15 protein-coding genes are annotated in these 24,079 nt (G+C 33.8%); 5 read left to right on the top strand and 10 right to left on the bottom strand.

Annotated features, from left to right (window positions below; all coding sequences use genetic code 11):
- Positions 1-38: 38 nt before the first annotated feature.
- Positions 39-1,367: a PDZ domain-containing protein gene (locus tag GKZ88_RS00890; protein ID WP_155100519.1), complete on the bottom strand. Its 1,329-nt coding sequence runs from the start codon at positions 1,365-1,367 to the stop codon at positions 39-41.
- Positions 1,368-1,490: 123 nt separating this feature from the next.
- Between GKZ88_RS00890 and GKZ88_RS00885 the strand changes: the two genes are divergently transcribed.
- The 5 genes from GKZ88_RS00885 to lgt all read left to right on the top strand — a co-directional run bounded on the left by GKZ88_RS00885 (position 1,491) and on the right by lgt (position 6,591).
- Positions 1,491-2,687 carry a pyridoxal phosphate-dependent aminotransferase gene (locus GKZ88_RS00885; protein ID WP_155100518.1) on the top strand — a complete coding sequence of 399 codons (1,197 nt, stop codon included), beginning with the start codon at positions 1,491-1,493 and terminating at the stop codon, positions 2,685-2,687.
- A 186-nt stretch (positions 2,688-2,873) separates the two neighbouring features.
- Positions 2,874-3,545 carry a GTP cyclohydrolase I FolE gene (gene folE, locus GKZ88_RS00880; RefSeq protein WP_133525116.1) on the top strand — a complete coding sequence of 224 codons (672 nt, stop codon included), beginning with the start codon at positions 2,874-2,876 and terminating at the stop codon, positions 3,543-3,545.
- Positions 3,546-3,673: 128 nt separating this feature from the next.
- Positions 3,674-5,152 carry a cysteine--tRNA ligase gene (cysS, locus tag GKZ88_RS00875; protein WP_155100517.1) on the top strand — a complete coding sequence of 493 codons (1,479 nt, stop codon included), beginning with the start codon at positions 3,674-3,676 and terminating at the stop codon, positions 5,150-5,152.
- A 164-nt stretch (positions 5,153-5,316) separates the two neighbouring features.
- Positions 5,317-5,565, top strand: a complete 249-nt coding sequence (gene yidD / locus GKZ88_RS00870) for a membrane protein insertion efficiency factor YidD (RefSeq protein ID WP_155100516.1) — start codon at positions 5,317-5,319, stop codon at positions 5,563-5,565.
- Positions 5,566-5,631: 66 nt separating this feature from the next.
- A complete protein-coding gene (lgt, locus tag GKZ88_RS00865; protein WP_155100515.1) occupies positions 5,632-6,591 on the top strand; it encodes a prolipoprotein diacylglyceryl transferase in 960 nt (319 codons plus the stop codon).
- A gap of 402 nt (positions 6,592-6,993) precedes the next feature.
- Here the strand turns inward: lgt and secDF are convergent, their stop codons facing one another.
- The 9 genes from secDF to GKZ88_RS00820 form a co-directional block, all read right to left on the bottom strand.
- A complete protein-coding gene (secDF, locus tag GKZ88_RS00860) occupies positions 6,994-9,966 on the bottom strand; it encodes a protein translocase subunit SecDF (protein ID WP_155100514.1) in 2,973 nt (990 codons plus the stop codon).
- A 228-nt stretch (positions 9,967-10,194) separates the two neighbouring features.
- Positions 10,195-11,130: a malate dehydrogenase gene (gene mdh / locus GKZ88_RS00855; protein ID WP_155100513.1), complete on the bottom strand. Its 936-nt coding sequence runs from the start codon at positions 11,128-11,130 to the stop codon at positions 10,195-10,197.
- A 109-nt stretch (positions 11,131-11,239) separates the two neighbouring features.
- Positions 11,240-13,180: a DNA topoisomerase (ATP-hydrolyzing) subunit B gene (gene gyrB, locus GKZ88_RS00850; RefSeq protein ID WP_155100512.1), complete on the bottom strand. Its 1,941-nt coding sequence runs from the start codon at positions 13,178-13,180 to the stop codon at positions 11,240-11,242.
- A gap of 361 nt (positions 13,181-13,541) precedes the next feature.
- Positions 13,542-16,286, bottom strand: a complete 2,745-nt coding sequence (locus GKZ88_RS00845) for a pitrilysin family protein (protein ID WP_155100511.1) — start codon at positions 16,284-16,286, stop codon at positions 13,542-13,544.
- Between the two features lie 197 nt (positions 16,287-16,483).
- Complete coding sequence (gene asnB / locus GKZ88_RS00840) at positions 16,484-18,103, bottom strand: asparagine synthase B (RefSeq protein ID WP_155100510.1); 1,620 nt, start codon at positions 18,101-18,103, stop codon at positions 16,484-16,486.
- A gap of 315 nt (positions 18,104-18,418) precedes the next feature.
- Entirely contained in the window at positions 18,419-20,095 is a 1,677-nt protein-coding gene (gene asnB, locus GKZ88_RS00835; RefSeq protein WP_155100509.1) for an asparagine synthase B, read from the bottom strand.
- 584 nt (positions 20,096-20,679) lie between these two features.
- Positions 20,680-21,129 carry a hypothetical protein gene (locus GKZ88_RS00830; protein WP_155100508.1) on the bottom strand — a complete coding sequence of 150 codons (450 nt, stop codon included), beginning with the start codon at positions 21,127-21,129 and terminating at the stop codon, positions 20,680-20,682.
- 146 nt (positions 21,130-21,275) lie between these two features.
- Complete coding sequence (locus GKZ88_RS00825) at positions 21,276-23,027, bottom strand: TonB-dependent receptor (RefSeq protein WP_155100507.1); 1,752 nt, start codon at positions 23,025-23,027, stop codon at positions 21,276-21,278.
- Positions 23,028-23,184: 157 nt separating this feature from the next.
- Complete coding sequence (locus GKZ88_RS00820) at positions 23,185-24,048, bottom strand: PhzF family phenazine biosynthesis protein (protein ID WP_155100506.1); 864 nt, start codon at positions 24,046-24,048, stop codon at positions 23,185-23,187.
- Between the last annotated feature and the right edge of the window lie 31 nt (positions 24,049-24,079).

The raw sequence follows: 24,079 nt of genomic DNA, 5'->3' as shown, positions 1-24,079 counted from the left end.
TGATTATGACCCAAAAAAACTTTCTAAAATATCCTCTCTTAAAGTTCGTCTTCAAGTTTAAATCTAAATTTTAGTATCAAGCTATTACGCTCAACCTCAAGAGTTATCCAGACATCTTCCTCCGATTTTAAGAGGCTATTTATTTGCTGCAAAGAATATTTATAAGGCATCGCATTATTTATGCTGACAATTACATCTCCTTTTTGCAGACCACACCTTTCGGCAGCAGATTTTTTCCGAATATTTACAATTTCGTAAACTGGTTTTAATGAAAACTTATATTTAAAATTGTCATCTTTTTTTCCATCGTAACCACTAACATCTGACATTGTTGTTGCAACTTGCACAGTTTCTAAATGTACTGTTTCCTGAACCCATTGCAATCCATTATGCTGTACCGTAATACCGCTTTTATTATAAGTAAACGGTTCTGAAAATTTATTATTTTTTTTAAGATACATCTTTTGATCGGCATAATCTAAAACTATAGTAAAACGTTTTAAAACTTCACCTCCTATTGAACCTATACGGCCTGGCACCATTTTTACGTTTCGAATCGAACTTGAATCTGGAAACGAGACAATTGGATTTTTAAAAGAAAATTCATCGATAGAAAATTTAGCAATTTTTGCCCGATGCCCTTCAATATCACCACTAAATCCTTTTCCTAAAAAATCAGGAAAGTTTTTTTTAGGCAATTTGATTTTATTATTTTCGAAAATCCAAAAAGCATCACTGTTGCCAATATCAATTAGCAATTTCGCAGGAATCTCAACACTGTCAACAATTGCTTGTGTTGTTATATAAGGTTTAGATTTTTCTATTGAAATTGGGATTGCTTTGAATTTCTTAGCCAATTTCTCTCTGACTTCATTATTATTCTGATAAACGTAAACCCTTTTCTTTGAGTAATTAATTTCGACTAAGTTGTTTCTAAAAAACTTATATCCAATTATCCCATTTACAGGAATCCCAATATGTGATGATAAGTTAAAGTTTTGATCCAGAATAATATAAACCAAATGATTACTGGATTTTATACCATGCGTTTCAAAAACATTATTAGTTGATTTTAGTCCTTCGATTTCTTCTTCACTTCCTAATCCTCTCAATTTTACTTTTACAACATTATTAAAACTGACTTTCTTTTGTTCTTCCATACTAAACAAGATGGTTTCTTCGACACCTGAATCCAATAAGAAATTCAATTCAACTCCGTTTACTTTTATCGGAATAAAAACAAGATTATTAATCAATTTAAATGGGATTGTGATCTTACTGGAATGACCCTGTATCAAAAAATCATCTTGAGCCCAAATGTTAAAAGATACCAAAAGCCCAAAAAACAACATGAAATATTTTTTCATTGCTAATATTTTAATATAAAATTAATAAAAATATTGATAATTGTTACATTTCGATAACACCTCATAATGTTTACGTTAAATTCGAAAAAAAAATGCAAATTTGCACTTCAATAATTTATACTCATGCCAACAATTTCACACAAAGGCAGAAACATGCCTGAATCTCCGATACGCAAGCTGGCTCCTTTTGCAGATTTAGCAAAGAAAAAAGGACACAAGGTGTATCACTTAAACATTGGTCAACCGGATATCAAGACACCCGAAGTGGCCATCGAGGCGGTAAAAAATATTGACTTAACTCTAATAGAATACAGTCCGTCAGCCGGATATGAAAGCTATAGAAAAAAATTAGCAAAATTTTACCAGCGCCAAAATGTAAACGTTAACACAGAAGACATCATTGTAACAACTGGTGGTTCTGAAGCCTTACTTTTTGCACTGGCCACAATTACAGATCCTGGAGATGAAATTATTATTCCAGAACCTTTCTATGCTAATTATCATGCATTTGCATCTTCAACTAGTGCAACTGTAGTTCCATTAGTTTCGACTATAGAAACGGCATTTGCATTGCCAAGCATTGAGGAAGTTGAAAAATTAATTACACCAAAAACAAAAGCCATTCTGATTTGCAATCCTGGAAATCCGACTGGATACTTATATTCTGAAGCAGAAATTAAACAATTAGCAGGCTTAATCAAAAAGCATGATTTGTATTTAATTGCTGACGAAGTATATCGTGAATTTTTATACGACGGTGATGATGTGCATTATTCAGTAATGAATTTAGAAGATGTGCAGCAAAACGTTATTATGGTTGACTCTGTTTCAAAACGCTACAGTATGTGCGGCGCAAGAATTGGCTGTTTGGTTACTAAAAATAAAGAGGTTCTAGCAACAGTAATGAAATTTGCGCAAGCGCGTTTAAGTCCGCCGACAATTGAACAGATTGCCTGCGAAGCTGCTATTGACACTCCTCAAAGTTATTTTGATGAAGTTATTGCCGAATATAAAGAGCGCCGCGACACTTTAATTACCGAATTAAATAAAATTGACGGCGTTATTGTAACTAAACCAAAAGGTGCTTTTTACTGCATTGCCCAATTACCAATTGCAGATTCAGATGATTTTGCACAATGGCTTTTAGAAAGCTACAACCTAAACGGTGAAACTGTAATGATTGCGCCAGCAAAAGGATTTTATTCGACTCCAGGAATGGGATTAAATCAGGTTCGAATTGCTTACGTTTTAAACAAAAAAGATCTAATTACAGCAGTAAACATCTTAAAAGAGGCTTTACTGGCATACAACAATAGATAAAATAAACTAAACTTAAACTTTCAAAAGACAATAACCATTTTCGTTATTGTCTTTTGTTTTTTGCATCAATTTTAAATTATATCCAAAAAGGATCGATTAAATAATAAAAACCATAGAAAAGGTTTCCTATTTATTAATTATCTTTACCCCCTTAAAAAGATATACCCATTATAATAGTAGTTTTTAATGATAAACAACGAAGATTTTTTAGACGAAATAGGTGACAGTCATTTCAGCAGTAATGCAAAAAACCCTCTTAGAGCGGATGCTTTTGACATAACTGATGAAGAAAAAATAGAAAAAATAAAAAAAGATGTTGAAAACATTCTGCAGACACTTGGAATGGATTTGACAGATGACAGCATAAAAGGTACTCCAAACCGAGTAGCTAAAATGTTTGTAAAAGAAATTTTTGGAGGTTTAAACCCTGCAAAACAGCCAAAAGCTTCTACTTTTGACAACAATTACAAATACGGTGAAATGTTAGTTGAAAAAAACATTACCGTTTATTCTACCTGTGAACACCATTTACTGCCAATTATCGGGCGCGCTCACGTTGCTTATATTTCAAGCGGAAGAGTTATTGGTTTATCAAAAATGAACCGTATTGTTGAATATTATGCAAAAAGACCTCAGGTTCAGGAGCGTTTAACCATGCAGATTGTTCAGGAACTTCAAAAAGCATTAGGGACTGAAGATGTTGCCTGCGTTATTGATGCAAAACACCTTTGTGTAAACTCTAGAGGAATTAAAGATATCGAAAGCAGTACTGTAACATCTGAATTCGGCGGAAAATTCAAAGATCCTCAAACAAAAAGAGAATTTCTTGATTACATTAAACTAGAAACTCAGTTCTAATTTTTTACGATATTTCTATTATATTTATGATCTAGCCCTGATGGAAGCGGCATCCTTTTATGGTGGGGTTCACCATAAAAGATACAGCGGACAGCAGGAATAGCTCCTAAAAAAACAATTAAAACAATATGCCACTATATAACAGTCAACCCTTAAAAATATACAATTCACTTTCGGGTGAAAAAGAAAATTTCAAACCAATCCATGAAGGAAATGTTGGAATGTATGTTTGCGGACCAACGGTTTATAGCAATGTGCATTTAGGAAATGTGCGAACTTTTATGTCTTTTGACGTAATTTTCAGGTATTTTTTACATCTGGATTATAAAGTTCGTTACGTTCGTAATATTACCGATGTTGGCCATATTGTAGATGATGTTGACGAAGGCGAAGATAAAATTGCAAAAAAAGCACGCTTAGAACAATTAGAACCAATGGAAGTTGTACAGCGATATACTGTAGATTTTCATGACATTTTAAAAGCTTTTAACTTTTTACCGCCAAGCATTGAACCAACTGCAACAGGTCACATTATTGAACAAATCGAAATCATCAAAAAAATCATAGATACTGGAATTGGTTATGTGGCCAATGGATCCGTTTATTTTGATGTTGTAAAATATAATGAAACCAATAATTACGGTATTCTAAGCGGCAGAAATATCGAAGATATGCTAGCCAATACCCGTGATCTTGACGGACAATCTGACAAAAAAAATCCACAGGATTTTGCACTTTGGAAAAAAGCAGAACCAGAACATATCATGAGATGGCCTTCACCTTGGAGCGATGGTTTTCCGGGCTGGCACTTAGAATGTACTGCAATGAGTACAAAATATTTAGGCAATCATTTTGATATTCACGGCGGTGGAATGGATTTAAAATTCCCTCACCACGAGTGCGAAATCGCTCAAAACGAAGCCTGCACAGGACAATCGCCTGTAAATTACTGGATGCATGCCAATATGCTTACTTTAAACGGCAAAAAAATGGCAAAATCAACCGGAAATAATATATTGCCAGGTGAAATTTTAAGCGGAGACAACACAATCTTAAGCAAAGCATTTTCTGCATCGGTAACGAGATTTTTCATGCTTCAGGCACATTACAGAAGCATTTTAGACTTTTCTGATGATGCGATAACAGCTGCCGAAAAAGGATATAAAAGATTAATCGAAGCGCTTGATGCATTGCCGGCAATTAATGCAGGAAAAACAAGCTCAATTGATTTTAATGCATGGAAACAATTGTGTTATGATGCAATGAATGACGACTTCAATACCCCAATTTTAATTGCTCATTTATTTGAAGGCGTTCGTTATATCAATTTGCTAAAAGACGGAAAAGAAACAATTTCTGCTGAAGATCTAAAAGTTTTCACCACAGCAATTAATGCTTTTGTTTTTGATGTACTTGGATTAAGCGACGAAAAAGGCGCCGACAGCAACAATGATAAATTAGAAGGTGTTGTAAACATGCTTATCGGAATGAGAAATCAAGCCAGAGCTGATAAAAACTTTGCTCTTTCTGATCAAATTCGTGATCAGCTGATTGCTTTGGGAATTCAGCTAAAAGACGGAAAAGACGGTACGTCTTTTAGTATTTAGCAAAAAAAGTGTTCAGTATTCAGTTTTTTAGTGTTCAGATTTGAACTATAAGTTAAACTGAATGCTAAAAAAACTGAATACTAATTACTAACAAAGAAGGTTTGGATTTTGAACGGCAAATTAAACTGAATACTAAAAAACTGAACACTGATTACTAAAATAGTATGTTTTCAAAAATTCTAATATACCCATTTGTACTGCTTGTCCGTTTTTATCAAACTGCCATTTCGCCGTTTACACCAGCGTCATGCCGCTTTGAGCCAACATGCTCAAGTTATATGATTGAAGCCTTGCAAAAACACGGATTATTTTATGGCGGTTACTTAGGAATGAAACGAATTTTAAGCTGTCATCCATGGGGAAGAACCGGTTATGATCCCGTTCCCGAAAAGAAATGTTCACACAAACATTAACTTTTTATAAATAGGAACTCTGCTTTAAATATTTATTTTTACAATTAATAAAAAACACAATACTACATGACACACGCCTTAAATCTGGTTTGGAACCCTTCAGAAGGAATAAATTTAGGTTTTTTTATGATTCGTTATTACAGCTTAATGTTTGTAATTGCTTTTGGTTTGGGATGGTTTATAATGAAAAAAATCTTCGAACGTGAAAATGAATCTCTTGACAAATTAGATTCTCTATTTGTTTGGACCGTTTTAGCCACTTTAATAGGCGCACGTTTAGGACATGTTTTCTTTTATGACTGGGAATATTTCAGAAACCATATTGTTGAGATATTTTTGCCAATTAGAGAAAATGAACAAGAAACACTCTTAGGTTTTATAAAAGGCTGGGAATTCACAGGTTTTCAAGGTTTAGCAAGTCATGGTGCAGCAATTTCTATTATAATTGCAATGTATTATTACAGCAAAAAAATCTTAAAACGTCCTTTGTTATGGATTTTAGACCGTGTGGTTATTCCAGTTGCAAGCGGTGCTATTTTTGTACGTTTAGGTAATTTCTTTAATTCTGAAATTACCGGACATGAAACAACATCTGCATTCGGAATTCGTTTTTTACATGAAAAATTCGCTAAAAATGTAGCAATGGAAAAAACCGGAATTGCAAACCCAAAAGAAGCTTACGATGCAATCGCACACGATCCAAGATTCGCTGATTTATTAGCTCAGGTTCCTGCAAAACACCCAACTCAATTATACGAAGCATTCTGTTACATTTTTGTCTTTGCAACTTTATACTTCTTATATTGGAAAACAAACGCAAGACTAAAATCTGGATTATTATTCGGATTATTCCTTGTTCTTTTATTCGTAGTGCGTTTCATTGTTGAATTTGTAAAAGAAAGCCAAGGTGGTTTTGAGAACGAATTAGGCATTTTCTCAACCGGACAATGGCTAAGCATCCCTTTTATCATTATCGGGCTTTTCTTTATCATTAGAGCACAAAGAAATCCTTTAGCGACATCTTAAAAAATACATTTTAAAAATACAGAAACGCCCAATATTAAATATTGGGCGTTTTTTTTATTATAATAGTCCAAGTTAATCTTAATTTTTTGAAGCAGATAAAAGTGTTTTCAAAACAACTTTCAGTCCCGCTGTCCACTATATCTTTTCCCTGCTAAAGGAGCAGGAAAAAGGATATCGCACCCATCGGGGCTAAACTACAACTTTTGTTTTCAAAAGACGTTTTAGTAAGATTGCTTAATAAGCACTTAATCTTCTTTCTTCTAATAATAAAAACAAAAGAAGAACCAAAGAAACAAAGAGATTGATTCTTTAGCTATGGCTCTCCGAAATACAACCAATTAAAGCAAAAAAAAAAGATCCAGTTTTCACTGGATCTTTTTTCTATATAAACTAAGGTTTAAATTATGCCTTATTATGTTTGTCTTCGATTGTGTGTTTATCATCTTTAGAAATCGTGTCAACCAATACTGGCGTTGCGATAAATAATGAAGAATAAGTTCCAACAACGATACCAATTAACATCGCGAAGATAAATCCTCTAATTGACTCTCCACCAAAGATAAACATTGTCAATAATACAATGATCATCATTAATGACGTATTCAATGTTCTAGATAATGTAGTATTAATAGAAGCATTTACGATATCTTCAAAAGTCCCTTTACGGTTACCAATGATAAACTCTCTAATTCTGTCAAATACAATTACTGTATCGTTCATAGAATATCCAATTACCGTCAGAATCGCAGCGATAAAATGCTGATCCATTTCCATGTGGAAAGGCATGAATTTATAACATAATGAGTAAATTCCTAATACAAAGATAACGTCGTGCGCAACAGCAGCAATCGCACCTAATGAATATTGCCATTTACGGAAAGAAATCATTAAGTATAAGAAGATAACAGCCATAGCACCAAGAACCGCCCAGTAAGAGTTAGTTTTGATATCTTCTGAGATAGAAGCTCCAACTTTAGACTGTTGTAAAACCCCTACTTTTTTGCCATCAAAAGAATTGATGAATTTATCGTAAGTAGTATTTGGATAATACTTGTGTAAAGCTTGATATAACTTTTGGTTTACTTCCTCATCGATAGCAACACCATCTTCTTTAATTTTGTATTTAGTTGTAATTTTCAACTGATCATTATCACCTAAAACTTTAGCCTCAACAGGAGTTCCGAAAGCAGCAGACAATTCATCTGAAATAGCTGTAGCATCAACCGGTTTTTCAAATTTAACTTGGAAAGTTCTACCTCCAACAAAATCAACACCTTCGTCTAATCCGTTAACGAAGAAGATAGAAACTAAACTCACAACAACTACAATAGATGAGAAGATATAAGTGAATTTTTTGATTTTAATAAAGTCAAAGTGGAAATTAGTAAACCAGTTTTTAGTAATGTTTGTAGAGAAAGTTAAATCACCTTTTCCAGCAATGTTTCTGTCAATAAAAATTCTAGCAATAAAAATTGATGTAAACAATGAAGTTACAATACCAATTAATAATGTTAAAGCAAAACCTTTAATTGGTCCTGTTCCAAAAATAAACAAGATTGCTCCAGTTAAAACGTGCGTTACGTTCGCGTCAATAATAGAACGCATTGCACCATGCCATCCGTAAGAAGCTACAACAGCCTCAGACAATGATTTACCTTCACGTAATTCCTCTTTTGCTCTTTCAAATATAATGATGTTCGCATCTACCGCCGTACCTAATGTTAATACGATACCTGCAATACCTGGCAATGTTAATACAAAACCAAAACTTGCCATAATTCCGAATAAGAAAAGTAAGTTTAATAATAAAGCAAGGTTTGCATACCATCCAGCTTTACCATAATAGAATACCATCCATAAACAAACTAATAAGAATCCTAATACAGATGAAACAGTTCCAGCATCAATTGCAGCCTGACCTAAAGATGGTCCAACAACAGTTGATTGAATAATATCAGCAGAAGCTGGTAATTTACCTGCATTTAATACGTTAGCTAAATCTTTAGTTTCAGCTACGTCAAAAGAACCTGTAATTTCAGATCTTCCACCAGCAATTGGTCCACTTGTAACTCCAGGAGCAGAATAAACGATATCATCTAAAACAATAGCAATATATCCTTTTTGAGAGAAAGCTCTTCCTGTCAATTCTTCCCAAACTTTAGCACCTTGGCTGTTCATTTGCATAGAAACAGCTGGTTTTCCTAATTGGTCAAAAGTATCTTTTGCATCAGTAACAACACCACCGCTCATTGCTGGAGTATTATCTCTGTTACCTTTTAAAGCATATAATTCAACTGCTTCAACTTCTTTTCCTTTAGCATCTTTTAATGTAGTTGGTTTACTCCAAACAAATTTTGCATTGTGTTGGTCAGCACCCAATAAAATTCTAATGTCTGCTCTTTTGAAATATGCATTAACTGTTGCAGTATCTTTTGGAGCAAAATATCCTAAAACTGGTCCACCACCTTGACCAATCATTTTGTCAAATAATGGATTGTTTCCTTTTTTAGTATCTACAGAATCTTTAGCATCTGTCAATAAAGCATTCAATGAATCTTTAGCAACAGTTTTAGTTTCTGTTTTCTTAACTTCAGTTTTTTTCAAAGCCTCATTAGAAGCTACTAAGAAGTTTCCGATTTCTTCAATTTTAAAAGTTTCCCAAAACTCTAACTGAGCTTTTCCACCTAATAATTTTTTGATTCTATCAACATCTTTAGCACCTGGAAGCTCAACTAAGATTCTTCCTGTTTCTCCTAATTTTTGAATATTTGGCTGTGTTACACCAAATTTGTCGATACGCTCTCTTAATACTTTATAAGCACTTTCGATAGACTCACCAACTTTTCTTTTAATTACTTTTTGAGCATCAGAATCAGACATTTTAAAATCAATTCCGCCTTCACCTTGCATACTTTTGTTTGCAAAGATATCTGGAGAAGCTAATTTTACAGTTCCGTTTGAATTTGCTTCGAAAGCTTCAAAGAACTTATTTAAATACGTTTTGTTTCCTTCTAAATTTGCAGTTGCATCAGCTAATGATTTATTAAATACTGGATTTTTAGAATTATTTGCTAAACCTTTTAAAACGTCTTTAACAGAGATTTGAAGAATCACGTTGATTCCTCCTTCTAAGTCAAGACCTTTGTTTAGCTGTTTGTTCTTTACTTCGTTGTAAGTATAATCTGTAAAACCAAGATCAAATACTTTCTCTTTACCAATAGAATCTAAATATTTTAGCTCTTTATCAGGATTATCTCCTGCAAAAGCTTTAGCCTCACCTTTGACATTATTTGCCACAAAAGTGAATGAAAGTTGGTAAATACTTACCAATGCAAATAGAATTGCGAAAAATTTAATAAGTCCTTTATTCTGCATTATTACTAAAAATTAATTATGTTTTATTGTTTGTTTTTGGTTCCAAATTCCCTTAAAATAAGCCCTGACATGAGATTTTAAAACTAAAAAATCGAGATCACGAATTACAACATTTTTTTTAAACCGAGCAAATATATAATTCTCGAAATGATTAAGCAATTTATTTATTAATTAATCTCAAAAAAAAGACTGCAAAAGTGCAGCCTTTTCTTTTTTTTACCGTTTTTATTATACTAAAATCGACTTTAGAGCATCATTCATGTTACGAACTGCATCTGCACTTTTCGAAAATAATGCCTTTTCTTGGTCATTTAAATTTATATCGACAATTTCCTCAACCCCGTTTTTACCAATTATACAAGGTACTCCAATACAAATATCGTTTTGTCCGTATTCACCTTCTACAAAAACAGAGCAAGCAATCATTTTTTTCTGATCGTTCAAAATACTATCAACCAAATATGCTACAGAAGCTCCAGGAGCATACCAAGCCGATGTTCCTAATAAACCTGTCAAAGTAGCACCACCAACCATTGTATCAGCAGCTACTTTTTGAAGCACTTCTTCTGAAAGAAATTGTGAAACCGGTATTCCATTATAAGATGCTAAACGTGTTAATGGAATCATAGTCGTATCGCCATGTCCTCCAATAACCATTGCAGAGATATCATTTGCTGGTTTGTCCAGCGCTAAAGAAAGATAAGTTCTGAAACGAGAGCTGTCTAATGCACCTCCCATACCTATTATTCTGTTTTTTGGCAAGCCTGTTGCTTTTAATGCTAAATAGGTCATTGTATCCATAGGATTAGAAACAACAACAATTATTGTATCTGGAGAATATTTAAGTACGTTTTCGGCAACTGTTTTTACAATTCCTGCATTTATACCTATTAATTCTTCTCTTGTCATTCCTGGTTTTCTTGGAATTCCTGATGTAATAACTACTACATCACTGCCGGCAGTTTTAGAATAATCGTTGGTCACGCCCGAAACTTTGGTATTAAAACCTGTGTTTGTGGCACATTGCATAATATCCAACGCTTTACCTTCGGCAAAACCTTCTTTAATATCCAACAGCACTACTTCGCTAGCAATTCCTCTATAAGAAATAACATCTGCACATGTAGCTCCAACATTTCCTGCTCCTACAATGGTAACTTTCATATTTTATACTTTATCGGTTATTAATTTGTCTATTCCTTAAACAGACAATTCGTTTAATTGTCTAGTAAATTTAAACAATTAAACGAATTGGAATTATTAATTTTTCATTTTATGCGTCAATATTTGCGTAAACTGCATTTTTCTCGATAAATTCTCTACGAGGCGGTACTTCGTCACCCATTAACATAGAGAAAACACGGTCAGCCTCAGCAAGGCTGTCAATAGTTACCTGACGTAAAGTTCTGAAGTTCGGATCCATTGTAGTTTCCCATAATTGCTCCGCATTCATCTCTCCAAGACCTTTATAACGCTGAATAGCAGCACTTCCACCCATCCTTTCGTTAGCTTGATCACGCTGTACATCATTCCAAGCATATTCTTTTTTTTGTCCTTTTTTAACTAAGTATAAAGGCGGTGCAGCAATATAAACGTGTCCTTCTTCGATAAGTTCTTTCATGAAACGGAAGAAGAACGTTAATATTAAGGTAGAAATGTGACTACCATCGACATCGGCATCACACATGATGATTACCTTATGATATCTTAATTTTTCAAGGTTTAATGCTTTACTATCTTCAGCAGTACCAACTGTTACTCCTAAAGCTGTAAAGATATTTCTAATCTCTTCGTTTTCGAATACTTTGTGATGCATCGCTTTTTCAACGTTCAAAATCTTACCACGTAGCGGCAAAATTGCTTGAAAGTTACGATCACGACCTTGTTTTGCAGTTCCACCCGCCGAATCTCCCTCGACTAAGTAAACCTCGCATCTTGCTGGATCCTGCTCAGAACAATCTGATAATTTTCCTGGCAATCCGCCACCGCCCATAACGGTTTTACGCTGTACCATCTCACGCGCTTTTTTCGCAGCATGACGGGCTTGAGCAGCTAAAATTACTTTTTGAATAATGATGCGGGCGTCGTTTGGATTTTCTTCCAAATAATTCTCCAACATTTCTCCAACAGCTTGAGAAACCGGAGAAACTACTTCTCTGTTTCCAAGTTTTGTTTTCGTTTGTCCTTCGAATTGAGGCTCAGCAACTTTTACCGAAATAATCGCTGTTAAACCTTCACGGAAGTCATCCCCAGAAATTTCAAATTTCAGTTTATCCAACATTCCGGAAGCATCGGCATATTTTTTAAGTGTTCTTGTCAAACCACTTCTAAAACCTTGTAAATGCGTTCCTCCTTCGTGAGTGTTAATATTATTTACATAAGAGAAAATATTCTCTGTATAACTTGTATTGTAAATCAAGGCAACTTCAACTGGAATTTCACCTTTTTCATTATCCATGCTGATAACGTGTGAGATAATTGGTTCACGATTTCCATCTAAATAACGGATGTATTCTTTAAGACCTTCATCAGAATGAAAAACTTCGCTTTTGAATTCACCTTTTTCATCAACTTCTCTTTTATCCGTAAACGTGATTGTAATTCCTTTGTTTAAGAAAGAAAGCTCACGCATACGAGCTGATAAAGTATCATAAGAGAACTCTGTAGTTTGAGTAAAAATAGTATTGTCAGGGTAAAAAGTCTGACGCGTACCTCTTTTATCTGTTTCTCCGATTTGTTTTACCGGATATAATGATTTCCCTCTTTCATATTCCTGCTCATAGATTTTTCCATCTCTAAAAACAGTAGATTTCATATGAATCGAAAGTGCATTTACTACCGAAACCCCAACACCGTGCAAACCTCCAGAAACTTTATAAGAATCTTTATCAAATTTACCTCCGGCACCAATTTTAGTCATTACCACCTCAAGTGCAGAAACACCTTCTTTTTTATGTAAATCTACAGGAATACCACGACCGTTGTCCTCAACTGTTACTGAACCGTCTTCGTTAATTGCAACACCAATGGTATCACAATGTCCTCCCATTGCCTCATCAATAGAGTTATCTACAACCTCATAAACCAAATGATGAAGCCCTCGAACCCCTACATCTCCAATATACATCGATGGACGCATTCTTACGTGCTCCATTCCTTCTAATGCCTGAATACTATCTGCTGAATAATTGTTCTTCTTGATTTCTTCGCTCATATAATTTATCCTAAAAAAATGTAATTATTGTCTAACACGCAAATATATAAAAACGCAAATTATATATCCGTTAAAATACCATTTAAAGCGCTTAAGTTATTAACATATTATCAAAAAAAGCCAATTAAAAAAGGAACTATCGATTTAAATTCCAATTTTTTAAAATTTAAAATTCCAAAAACAGGAATAGCATAAAAATTCTCTTTGCTGTTATAAATTCCAAACCTGCAAATTCCAAATTCCAAACTTTCTAAGCACACAAAAAAGCCGAAATAACATTCTAAAATGTATTTCGGCTTTTTATATTTTAAGTTCCAAATTGGAATTTGGAATTTAAGAAAATTGAAATTTCATTCGTTTATCACTTTTTATTAAAATCTCCAGCATAGATTGATGTCATTTTATCTAAACTCAAGTATTTTTTCAAAACAGCATTCACCTCTTCAACTTTAAGGACTTTTACTTTGTTTTCTAGATCATCATAATCTTCAAGCGGAATTCCGTACTGTAAATACGTATTTACTAAACTCATCAAAGTGTTATCAGTTCCTAATCTGGTTTTTCTTTCGTTCTGCCAGCTTACCAAATTCGATTTTAATTCTTCCGCCGTAAATCCATCTTTCAATGCTTTTGCAATTTCTTCTTTTGCAGCCGTTTCAACAGCATTCTTTTTCGTTGGATTTAAAAAAGCATAATAACTCCATGATGCCACATCGTTTGTAATTGGAATCGTGATAAAAGACCCTGCGCCATAGCTTATACCATCTTTTTCTCTTAATCTCATTGGAATTCTCGCACTTAAAAAACCGCCGCTTCCTAATATTTCATTTGCCATAACAAATGCTGGGTAGTCCGCATTTTTTGTATCCATTTTAAAACTAACTCTTCCTACGGCAACTGCATTTTCTTTGTCTGGAGTAATGATATCTTTATCCGATTTTTGTGTTTCAAAATAAGTTGGAACAGCACGCTCATATTTCGATTTAGAATTCCATTTCCCGAATGTGTTTTCTAAAATTGCTCCAGTTGATTTTCCATCTAAATCTCCAACTACACTTCCAACACCATTATTTCCGCCTAGGATGTTTTTATAAAAATCTACAATTTCAGATTGTTTTATATTTTTAAAAGCATCTATTTCTTCCTGTGTAGTCGAGGTGTAAAAAATACTGCCTTTTGGATATTTTGTCGTTTGTCTTGCAATTTCTGTAAAAGCAATAGATTGCGGATCGTTTAAGTTTCCTTCCAAATAAGTATTATATTCTGCTATTGTTTTAGTTAATTCATTTTGCGGAAAAGTTGAATTAAGAAGCACATCTTCTAATATCCCCATCACCTCTTTAAAACTTTCTTTATAAGTATTTACATAAACAGACAAAGTTTGATGATCAAAATTAAAATAAATACTTGATTTTAATTGGTCTAAACGATCTTGAATCTGTTCTTTGCTTTTTGTTGTTGTTCCCGTTTTCAAGAGTTGCGCCATAATACCGCCAACATCAGATTTTCCATCCAAATCTTTCTCATTACTTACAGGAAAACTAAAATTGGCCTGTACTTTTCCGCCTTTAATTTCTTTTTTAATCAAGCCATATTTCATACCGTTGCTTAATTTTCCCTCCGTCAAATTTTGTTTTAAGTTTTTGATTGAGGCTTCAAACGCCGCAACTTCTTTTTCCAAAGCTTTTCCTTTATAATCTTTAGTAAGAGCAACAATCTGTTCGTTTGTATATTCAACAGGTTTTAATCTCTGCTCATCTTTTGACGGAATAAAAATACCTACTGTTCTATTGTTGCTTCTAAAGTACTTTTCTGCAACGCGTTGAATATCTTCTTTTGTCAGTTTTTCTACAGCATCACGATATAAATATCCCAATCTATAATCGCCAGAACCAATAATTTCAGTCAGATTAATGGCAAATGAAATGGTATTATTTTTAATAGATTCTATTTGTTTGATAATTTTTGCCTGCGCTCTGCTAACATCCTGATCTGTATATTTTATGTCAGTAATTTTATCTAATTCAGCTCTTACAACATCTTGCGTGGCTTTGATATCTTTATCGTTAGCTACTGCAAATCCAAAATACATGTAACTTGCATCTCTTACTGTTGGCTGCCAATAATACAAACTAGAAACTTTTTGAGTTTCAACCAATGATTTATATAAATATCCTGAAGGATCAGCGGTTAAAATTTCGCCCAAAGCATCAAGTGCAGCATAATCTTTATCAGCATATGAAACCGTGTGATACAAAGCACCTACATTTTTACTGTCTCCTGCTCTTTTTAACTCCACAAATTTCTCACCATCCTGTGACGGCTCAATTGTATAGGTTTTATCTAAAACTCGTTTAGGTCTTGGAACAGCTCCAAAATACTGTCCAATATACTGCAGTGTTTTTTGTTCATCAAACTTTCCTGCAACAATCAACGTTGCATTATCTGGCTGATAATATTTTTCATAAAAAACTCGAAGTGTGTTTGCTTTTACGCGTTCGATATCTTCTTTGCTCCCAATCGTACTATTTCCATAGTTATGCCATAAGTAAGCTGTTGACACAATTCTTTCCTGCAAAACGCGATCAGGATTATTTTCTCCAATTTCAAACTCATTTCTTACTACCGAAAATTCTTTATCAAGATCGGTTTGCAAAATAGTAGAGTTTACCATTCTGTCCGCTTCCATTTCAATACTCCATTTCAGATTTTCATCATTTGATGGAAAAACTTCATAATAATTTGTTCGGTCAAGCCAAGTAGTTCCGTTGGCATTTCCTCCTTTATCCGAAAGCATTTTTTTAATATCTCCTAGATTTTTAGTGCTTTTAAAAAGCATATGTTCCAGCAAATGCGCCATTCCTTTCTCACCATAACCCTCATTTCGAGAACCTACATTGTAAACAATATTGACCACCATGTTGCTTTGTGAAGCATCAGGAATCAAAAGAACTTTTAATCCATTTTTTAAAGAATATTCTTTAACACCTTCGACATTGGTAATAAATTTAGGTGTCTCTTTAGGCGTTGCCGCTTTTTGTGCATAAACTGAACTCATGGAAATTAATGAGCAGCATAAAATTCCGCTTAGTAATAAGTTTCTCATAGATTGATAAATGGTTTGAATTTATATTATTCTTGGTAACCAAATATAATATTTTTCTTAAACAGAAAATCCTTATTAACTTACTTTTAATATTTTACGGCATTCCGTAAAATAGTATAATTGCGAATAAAAAAACCGAAACCACATTTAAAATGCTGTTTCGGTTTTTATAATTTATAATTTTTAAAAAAGCCCTTTTAAAGCGTAATTCCTGATTTTGGAAGTTCTACACCTGGCACTTTTACGTGTGCAGCATTGGCTCTTCCGCTCGGATCAAGATTATCCTGCCATTTCGGAATCCACTTGCGCACTGTATGCGCAGCGCTTACCTGAGGATAATACTTGTGAAAAATACTTCGGTACAAATAAGCTTCTTTTGTTGTTGGAGAATTGTATGGGAATTCTGCACTTGCACCAGCCAGCTGTTCATCTGTTACTTGTGATGCACAATATTCAATCAATTCATCAACCCACTGATAACCTACTCCATCTGAAAACTGTTCTTTTTGACGCCATAAAACTTCAGCAGGCAAATAAGGATCTTCTGGAGTATCAAATGCTTTTCTTAAAATATATTTTTCGATGCCATCATATGTTTTTGGCTGTTTTTCTTCTGGTTTAATTCGGATGGCAACATCTAAAAATGAAGTATCTAAAAACGGAACTCTAGCTTCTAAACCATGCGCCATTGTTGTTTTATCAACACGCAATAAATCTGCAGTAAAGAGCTTTTGCACTCTTTCTATAGTTTCATCCTGAAATGCTTCTGTAGACGGCGCATTTCTGAAATATAAATGTCCTCCAAAAATTTCATCTGCACCTTCACCAGAAAGAATAACTTTTATTCCTGCATCTGCAATTGCTTTTGATAATAAATACATTGGCACACCAGATCGTACAGAAATAATATCATACGTTTCAATATGATAAATTACTTGTTCCAATACTTTAACTCCCTCTTCAACAGAGAAATGAACTTCATGATGCTCAGTTCCTAAAAACACTGCTGCTTTTCTTGCTGCCGTATTATCAGGCGCATCTGCATTTAAACCGATAGAAAATGTATGTAGTTTTTCGCCTTTTTCTTTCAAAAGTCTTGAAGTAATAGACGAAATCAAAGAAGTATCTAAACCTCCAGATAATACAGCTCCTAGCGGAACATTACTCAATAAACGCTTGCGTGTCGCTTCAATTAAACTCTCACGGATTAAGCCTAAATCCAGGTTTTCAACTGCTTTTTTATGATCCTCACATTCTGGCTGATAATATTTTACAAAACCAGTTTTAGCGGTATAATAATGTCCCGGAGGAAAAGTTGAAAACGACTTGCATTGATCTGCAATTGATTTCATTTCTGACGAAAAATAAATTCTTCCTCTTTCGTCAAGTCCATAATATAATGGTTTCACTCCAATTGGATCTCTGCCTGCGATATAATCATCTCCATCGATTACAACGAAAGCAAAATCTCCATCAAGTTTATTACAGAAATTATATCCAAATTCTTCATACAAATGAACAATTACCTCTGAATCAGAATTGGTTCTGAATGTATGCTCTTTTAAAATCGTGCTTTTTAATTCTTGATAATTGTAAATCTCACCATCATGAATCATCCACGCTCTATTTGTTCCTTGAATAGGCTGTTTGCCCGTATTTAAGTCAACAATTGATAAACTTTCGTGGCAAAGCACACTTCCGTTATCCATAATGTGCAAATCACTCTCATCTGGTCCGCGATGAGACATTCTTGCTGAAAGCTCTTGTACAAGTTTTGGGTCTTTTCCTTTGCCTATAACGGCCAATAATCCAGACATATTCTATTTTTTTTACTTATTATTTTCTTCAAACTCACTTTATGAAGCCAATTAGCTGCAAAAACAATTATACTTTATAATCTGCAGCAAAACTAAATATTATTTTCTGCTTTTCTTTTATAATCCTACTATAATATCAGGCATTTAACTTTATTTCGGCGAATGCCAAATATAAAAAAGAAAGTCAAATTATTGTCAAAATTATTTCTAACTATCTGTAAATATAGAATCTAAACAATTTAAGACAAGAAAAACGTCCTCAACTAAGAGAACGTTTTTCTGCAATATATATACTAATTCTAAAATTATACTTGATTATGCTTTAACGTAAGCGTCGTCATGAACACTTGCGACAGCTCTTCCTGAAGGATCGTTCATGTTTTTGAAAGCTTCATCCCATTCTAAAGCGATTTTTGTACTGCACGCAACACTTGCTTCCTGAGGCACACATAATGCAGCAGCATCACTTGGGAAATGTTCCGTAAAAATTGAACGGTAATAATATTCTTCTTTTGAAGTTGGTGTCTGCAATGGGAATTTGTATTTCGCATTTGCTAATTGCTCATCCGAAACTTCTCTTCCTACAACTTCTTTCAAAGTATCAATCCAGCTGTATCCTACTCCATCAGAGAATTGCTCTTTTTGTCTCCATGCAACACTTTCTGGAAGCATTTCTTCAAAAGCTTTACGAACAACCCATTTTTCCATTGGATGTTCTTTGTTGATCATTTTATCCTGTGGGTTGATGCGCATTGCAACATCCATAAATTCTTTATCTAAGAAAGGAACTCGTCCTTCAATTCCCCAAGCCGCTAAACTTTTGTTTGCACGCAAACAGTCGTACATATGAAGCTTACTTAATTTACGAACGTTTTCTTCGTGGAATTCTCTTGCATTTGGCGCTTTGTGGAAATATAAATATCCGCCAAACAACTCATCTGCACCTTCACCAGAAAGAACCATTTTGATTCCCATTGATTTAATCACTCTCGCCATTAACCACATTGGAGTTGAAGCTCTTACTGTAGTTACATCATACGTTTCAAGGTTGTAAATCACATCACGAACAGCGTCTAAACCTTCTTGAATTGTAAATTTAATTTCGTGGTGAATGGTTCCAATATGATCTGCCACTTTTCTTGCAGCAGCTAAATCAGGAGAACCTTCTAAACCAACTGAAAACGAATGTAATTGCGGATACCAAGCTTCTGTTGTATCATCAGACTCGATTCTGTTTTTTGCATATTTTTTGGCTACAGCTGAAGTAATAGACGAATCTAAACCTCCTGAAAGTAAAACTCCGTAAGGAACGTCACTCATTAATTGTCTGTGAACTGCAGCTTCAAGTGCTTTCTTGATTTCAGGAATACTTGTTTCGTTGTCTTTAACTGCATCATAATCAACCCAGTCTCTTTTGTACCATTGTACAAATTCTCCATCTTTGCTTGTTAAATAATGTCCTGGAGGAAATAATTCAATTTTTGTGCAATATCCTTCTAAAGCTTTTAATTCTGAAGCCACATAAAAAGTCCCGTGCTGATCCCAACCGATATATAGTGGAATAATTCCCATATGATCACGAGCAACAAAATATTCATCTTTATCAACATCATAAATTGCAAATCCGAAGATTCCGTTCATTTCATCAACAAAATGAGGGCCTTTTTCTTTGTAAAGTGCTAAAATAACTTCGCAGTCACTTTCTGTTTGAAAGTTGTATTTCCCTTCAAATTGTTTGCGAAGCTCTCTATGATTGTAAATTTCACCGTTTGCAGCCAAGACCAACTTTTTATCTTCTGTAAATAAAGGTTGTTTTCCCGAAGCTGGATCTACAATTGCCAAACGCTCATGAGAAAGAATTGCTTTATCATTGCTGTAAATTCCGCTCCAGTCTGGTCCGCGGTGGCGAATGATTTTAGACATTTCTAATACTTGAGGTCTTAAGGTTTCGGCTTTTTGTTTTAGATCAAAGGCACATACGATTCCGCACATAATTATATATTTTTAATTGTAAATTTTATTTTGATAAGGCAAAGATGCGGTATTGGTTATAATTGAAAAACACAAATACCAATTTCAGTTATAATTTTAAACCATAATTTTAATTTTACATATAAAATGTAAAATTTTAACACAAAAAAATGACCTAAACTTGAAAATTTCAATTTTGAAGAGGAAATGCGAGTAAAATTTAAGGTTTTACAGAAATCTTTGAATTAAATTTTGAGATATTCAAATATTCATGAAAGATTGACAAACAATATCCAAAAAGGCATTCACAAATTATTCGATGTTCAATTTTACCATTAGATATTCACATGCAGTTTGTCATTTCGAAGAACGAGAAATGACATACTTTGCGATTAAGGCATCGCTTTAAAAAAATAGACTATTCCAAAAATTATCAGCATAATTATAATCGTCCAATTTTTGAACGCCTTAAAATTAATTTCAAATTTATATAGTTTATTATTTTCATTAACATCTTTCTTCCATAATTTATGAATCTTATAAAAAGCATAAGAAGCACCAAAAAAAGAAAAACTACAAATTAACGACAGATAATCCATTTTAAATTAATTAACTTCTTCTATCGTATAATGCGTCTTATTAATCTCAAACTGAAACCCAACTTTATTTCCCATTAAATGATTTCCTAAAGGAGATTGTGGAGAAAGCGCAATAACATTAATGCCGTCAATTGCAATTTTTGGAAGTGCAACACTCACATATAAATAAATTCCGTTGGCTTTTACCAAACTTCCTGAAATGATATTTTCAGTTGTTTTTGAAGCGTCAATTTTATCTAAAATCGCTTTTTGAGCAATGGCTTCTTTTAGTTTATTAGTCAGTTTTTCCTGTTCGATATGCATCATCGACAAAGCCGTTTCGTGTTTATCGCCAGCCGAACCTTTGGCATCGTTTTTAGAATCTTCGGTCAATCCTGAAATCATGTCTTTGAAAACATCAATTCGGTCTTGAACCATTTGTGAATAATGAGAATGTATTTTTTGCTTGAATTCCATAAGTCGTCTGCCACGAAGGCGCTAAGTCGCAAAGATCAAAAAAATTAGCCACGAATTCATGAATTTACTCCAAAAAATTCACAAGTCCATGGCTAAAAAACGCACTTTTACAAAAAAATAGTGCCCTAATATTTTCGTGGAAAACCTTAAAAATCGAATTTATAATTTCCGCCTACTAAAACCTGAAATCCCTGAACAGGATAATTCAGCCATCTTTCGTAAGCCTGATTTCCGATATTGTTTAGTTTTAAGAAGAAAGTCAAACGCTCGTTATATTTATATCCTAAATGTGCATTGGCATCAAAATAGCTTTTTAGCGTAACAGGAACGCCAAGAGTTGCAACGTCAAAATTAGTCTGCATGTCTTTACGTTCTCCTACAAAGAAAACATTCAAACCAGCGTACCATTGCTTGGTGATATTAACATCTAAATTTGAACTTATTTTCATCGATGGCAAATTCCAAGCTTCTAAACCATCTGTTTTATAACTATTGAAAGTTCCATTAATTCCGAAAGAAACATTTTGCGAAAAATCGGCTTTTAATTCTCCGTAAAAACGAAGCGTTCTCACGTCATCATAAACTACTCCAAAAGAGTTTCCAAAAGCATAATTCTGGTTCGAAAAGTCTTCTGTATAATCATTGCTTTTAAACAGCGCTTTTTCTTTTTCGTTCAAGTAAGAACCTGTCAAATTATAACTTACATTGTTTGCCAATTTCCCTTTCAATCCAGCAAAAACATTGTATTGTGTACTACTCGGCCTCATCTCTAAAGTCGGTGATAAAAATGGATTTTCAGTCACAAAATCAGCATAAGAATTCTGATTTAAACTTCCGTTTACTCCTGTGTAGAAAATCATTAAATCACCCACTAATTTATACGAAGCATTTACTTTTGGATAAATATAAAACTTGTTTCCGCTGTTTTCAGAATCCAAGGCATAGAATAAACCAGCACCTAATTCAAGTGTCCAGTCATTTTCATGCACCACAAAACTTGGCTCAATCCCAAAATTAGTCAAACTATATTTTACTGGCTCAGTGTTCGTTAAATCATAATTATTTTCAAAAGAACCGCTCACATGATCAATAATAACATTCGTATTTATGGCTTGATCCATAACATCAACTTTAAAAGTCGGTTTTAGATAAAAACGATTTTCTGAAGAAGAAAAACTATCTGAAAAATGGGTGAATCGTGATGAAATTTTACTGAAAACACCTTCATTAAATTCCACATTTCCACCAAGTGAAATTGTGTTATAAGAGTGATTCGGATTAATTCCTCTTATTAAATCATCCTGTGTTTGCGGAGGCAAAGTTGCTCCAAAATCAGTTGGCAAACCATACCAATTGTATAATTGATTTTGATAACCCAAATCGACGCCCCAAGACATATCGCGATTGATTACGCCGTAACCAACATTTAAGGCCGTGTCATAAAATTCATCATTCAGGTTTACATCTTTTATGCCGCCTTGCGAAGAATGATGACGAAGCATTCCAGCTACATAATCATTGTTTCCTAAATCCTGCGTTACAAACAATTCTGCATTTAAAGTTCCGTAATTTCCAACTCCTAAAGTTGCGTAATTATTGAATAATTTCTCTTTTTTAGATTTATCAACACCTTGCGCATTTCCCTTTGACGGCGTAAAAGTCGACGCAACCGGAACAGACAAAATACTATACTTAATAGTCTCTTTTGGCTGATTTCCACTGTCATCAAGCGAAGGAGTCTCTTTCACTTTAAAAGCATCCGATATTGTAGGCGAATAAGGTTTTACTACGTTTACCGTTTCAGTTCCTATAGTTTCATTTTTCTTCTGTGAAAACGAAAGCTGACAGGCAAATAACACTAGTAAAACGATAATTTTATTGCGGCAATTAATTTTCATATTTCTTTCTTTTTTAGAGAAAAGAAGCTAGAATAAAGAAGAAAGACTGCTCTCCTATTTCTAAATTTTCCTCTATTCTATTCTAGTTTCTAATATATTGACTCTTTCTTCTTTGCTCTTGACTCTTTCTTCTTTGCTCTATTTTCTATATTCTTAATCAAGCTTCCCACTCGCCTTTAGCCACAAACTGGGCTTTTCCTCCAATATTGATATCAAACTGATCATCAGCTAATTTCCCTTTAAAATAAATTTGAGAAGGACGACCGATGTAATCTCCCTGATAATTAATCAATTCAAATTCTGGTATATGATATTTCAGTAGAAAGGCTTGTAAACAAGTACTTGCACTTCCTGTTGCGGCATCTTCTACTAATTGGTTGTGTTCTACGCATAACATTCTGCTGAACAACTTTTCTCCTTCTAAATAATAAAAATATAAGCCTCGATGATCTGTTTTGCAATTATTTCTCATCCATGCATCGGCTTTATCTTTGTCTAAAACTAAATTTTCAAGTGCTCTTTTACTGCTTAATCCAACCATAACAAAAGCGCTTCCGGTGGTAACTTCCTGAATTGGAAATTGATTCTCAAAATCACTTACCTGCAGATTGGTGAAAAATGTAAAATCGATTTTCGAAAAAGTATCCCAGAATTTTGGCTGCGCTGCTTTTAACCAAATTTGATCTTCTGTTTTATGAATCGCAATGGGTCCAATTGGAACTTCTAGCTTAATTTCAGTAGGGAAATTTTCAAAAACTTTATTCATCAAAACCCATGAAGTTCCAATTATCGGATGTCCCGCAAACTGCATTTCATGAGCTGGAGTAAATATTCTGATCTCGGCTTTATTGTTTTCTCTGTCCAATTTTGTTACAAATGTGCTTTCTGCAAAATTTATTTCACGGGCCATTTGTTGCATTTCTTCTGAACTCAATTTTTCCGCATCCATAAAAACCGCCAACTGATTTCCGGCATATTTTTTATCTGCAAAAACATCCACTATATAAAAAGGTAAACTCATTTCTTTCATTTTTCTAAAGAGTCAAGAAGAA

It is taken from the genome of Flavobacterium sp. LC2016-01 (assembly GCF_009711135.1).
In the GTDB taxonomy this organism is placed as follows: Bacteria; Bacteroidota; Bacteroidia; order Flavobacteriales; family Flavobacteriaceae; genus Flavobacterium.
The sequence above is the reverse complement of the archived record's forward strand: the minus strand, read 5'-3'. Positions and strand labels throughout refer to the sequence as shown.

Bases quoted from the DNA above. Each gene is read 5' to 3' on its own strand.
- GKZ88_RS00890 (WP_155100519.1), bottom strand. From the start codon at position 1,367: ATGAAAAAATATTTCATGTTGTTTTTTGGGCTTTTGGTATCTTTTAAC.
- GKZ88_RS00885 (WP_155100518.1), top strand. From the start codon at position 1,491: ATGCCAACAATTTCACACAAAGGCAGAAACATGCCTGAATCTCCGATA.
- folE (WP_133525116.1), top strand. From the start codon at position 2,874: ATGATAAACAACGAAGATTTTTTAGACGAAATAGGTGACAGTCATTTC.
- cysS (WP_155100517.1), top strand. From the start codon at position 3,674: ATGCCACTATATAACAGTCAACCCTTAAAAATATACAATTCACTTTCG.
- yidD (WP_155100516.1), top strand. From the start codon at position 5,317: ATGTTTTCAAAAATTCTAATATACCCATTTGTACTGCTTGTCCGTTTT.
- lgt (WP_155100515.1), top strand. From the start codon at position 5,632: ATGACACACGCCTTAAATCTGGTTTGGAACCCTTCAGAAGGAATAAAT.
- secDF (WP_155100514.1), bottom strand. From the start codon at position 9,966: ATGCAGAATAAAGGACTTATTAAATTTTTCGCAATTCTATTTGCATTG.
- mdh (WP_155100513.1), bottom strand. From the start codon at position 11,130: ATGAAAGTTACCATTGTAGGAGCAGGAAATGTTGGAGCTACATGTGCA.
- gyrB (WP_155100512.1), bottom strand. From the start codon at position 13,180: ATGAGCGAAGAAATCAAGAAGAACAATTATTCAGCAGATAGTATTCAG.
- GKZ88_RS00845 (WP_155100511.1), bottom strand. From the start codon at position 16,286: ATGAGAAACTTATTACTAAGCGGAATTTTATGCTGCTCATTAATTTCC.
- asnB (WP_155100510.1), bottom strand. From the start codon at position 18,103: ATGTCTGGATTATTGGCCGTTATAGGCAAAGGAAAAGACCCAAAACTT.
- asnB (WP_155100509.1), bottom strand. From the start codon at position 20,095: ATGTGCGGAATCGTATGTGCCTTTGATCTAAAACAAAAAGCCGAAACC.
- GKZ88_RS00830 (WP_155100508.1), bottom strand. From the start codon at position 21,129: ATGGAATTCAAGCAAAAAATACATTCTCATTATTCACAAATGGTTCAA.
- GKZ88_RS00825 (WP_155100507.1), bottom strand. From the start codon at position 23,027: ATGAAAATTAATTGCCGCAATAAAATTATCGTTTTACTAGTGTTATTT.
- GKZ88_RS00820 (WP_155100506.1), bottom strand. From the start codon at position 24,048: ATGAGTTTACCTTTTTATATAGTGGATGTTTTTGCAGATAAAAAATAT.